This is a genomic window from Longimicrobiales bacterium, assembly GCA_035764935.1.
Classification (GTDB): domain Bacteria; phylum Gemmatimonadota; class Gemmatimonadetes; order Longimicrobiales; family RSA9; genus DASTYK01.
On record DASTYK010000159.1, the window covers coordinates 1 to 2047 of the forward strand.

The 2047-nt window shown below is 69.7% G+C and carries 2 protein-coding genes; both read left to right on the forward strand.

Annotation, left to right across the window (positions count from 1 at the left end):
- Nucleotides 1-1736, forward strand: a 1736-nt coding sequence (locus VFU06_13740) for an amidohydrolase family protein (protein HEU5210450.1), incomplete at its 5' end; no start/stop codon positions are given.
- Nucleotides 1733-2047 (forward strand): hypothetical protein (locus tag VFU06_13745; GenBank protein ID HEU5210451.1); only part of this gene is annotated, 315 nt, incomplete at its 3' end. The genes VFU06_13740 and VFU06_13745, both read left to right, overlap by 4 nt.

The window sequence follows — 2047 nt, forward strand, 5'->3', positions numbered from 1 at the left end:
ACCTGTTCGCGGACGGCTCGACGGTCCGCGACGTGTGGGTGCACGGAGAGCGCTATGTGGTGAACCCGGACGCCGCGGTCGATCCGCGTGGTGAGTGGCGGATCACGTCCGCGGACGAGCCGCGCCTGAACGGCACGCTGAAGGTCGACGGCACGCTCGCGCGGCTGCGCGGCTCCGTCACGCTGAATGGCCAGACAATCGAGCTGTCGGACGTCAGCGCAGGCACGGAGGCCGGGCGCGTCCAGGTCGCCTTCCCCGGCAAGGCAATCGGCATCGACGGCGTCGTGCAGCTCTCCGCGTCGATCACCGGTGACCAGGCGTACGGCTGGAGCGCACTGCCCGACGGTGCGCGGCCGACGTGGCGCGGCGAGCGCAGTGCACCGTTTGTCGCGGACGCGCGCGCACGTGACGCACGCACGGCGTCGCTCGTGCTCAACGGCATCCGGCCCGCCACCGCATTCGGCCGTGAGCGGCTGCCCGAGCAGCCGGAGCACGTGCTCGTGCGCAACGCGACGATCTGGACGCAGGGCACGCAGGGTCGCCTCGAGAACGCGGACATGCTGGTCACGCGCGGCAAGGTCATACGCGTCGGGCAGAACCTCGACGCGCCGCGCGGCGCGGTGATCGTCGATGCCACGGGCAGGCACGTCACGCCCGGACTCATCGACGCGCACGTGCACACCAGCACGTCGGGCACCAACGAGAGCGGCTTCGCGATCGTGCCGGAGGTTCGCATGGGCGACGTCGTGGACCACACCTCGATCGACATGTACCGCCAGCTCGCGGGCGGGCTCACGCTCGGTCACGTGATGCACGGCTCGGCCAACCCGATCGGCGGCCAGAACGTGTTCCTGAAGATGCGCTGGGGCGGGCTGCCGGATCAGCTCGAGCTCGAGGATGCGCCCCGCACCGTGAAGTTCGCGCTGGGCGAGAACCCCAAGCGCCGCCAGGGCCGATACCCCGACACGCGCATGGGCACGCAGGCGATCATCCGCGACCACTTCATGGCCGCGCGCGATTACGAGCGCGCATGGCAGCGCTGGGAAGAGACGAAGGAAGGGCTGCCGCCCCGGCGCGACCTGCGCATGGAAGCGCTGGTCGACATCCTGAACGAGGACCTGCGCGTGCAGTCGCACGGCTACCGCCAGGACGAGTTCCTCGCCCTGATCCGGTTGGCGGAGGAGTTCGGCTTCGGGATCCAGGCACTGCAGCACGCGCTCGAGGCGTACAAGCTCGCGCCCGAGCTTGCGGCGAGCAACGTGGCCGCCGTCGTGTGGAGCGACTGGTCCGCGTTCAAGGTCGAGGCGCAGGACGGCACGCCGTACAATGCGAAGGTGCTGCTGGACGCCGGGGTGCTGACGTCTCTGCACTCCGACGACGGCACCATCTCCAGCCGCATGAACTGGGAAGCCGGCAAGATGCTGCGCACCGGCATCTCCGAGGAGGACGCGCTGTCGCTCGTGACGAGCAGAACCGCCGCGGTGTTCGGCCTCGAGGATCGGGTCGGATCATTGCAGCCGGGCCTCGACGCCGACTTCGTGATCTGGAGCGGCCACCCGCTCTCGCAGTTCACGCGCGCGGAGCAGACCTGGATCGACGGCACGAAGTATTTCGACATCGAGACCGACCGCCAGATGCGCGCGCAGATCCAGCGCGAGCGCGCACAGCTCATCCAGCTCATCCTCGAGCAGGACGACGACGCCGGCAGCCGCCGCGTCGCAGGAGGCACGCGATGATCACCGCACACACCAACGCACAGGGCATGACGCCGATGAACGATCCTCGACCGGGCGCGCTGCGTACAGCGCGCGCACGCATGCTGCGCGGCGTCGCATGCGCCGCCCTGCTCGCGGCAATCGTCGCGACCGACGTGTCACCGGCGAGCGCGCAGGTCCCCGCACCGCCCCAGAATCGCGCGATCGCACTGACCGGCGCGACGATCCACACGGTGACCAGCGGCGTGATCGAGAACGGCACGATCGTATTCGAGAACGGCACGATCACCGCCGTCGGCAGCAACGTGAGCATCCCCGCGAACGCGCAGCGC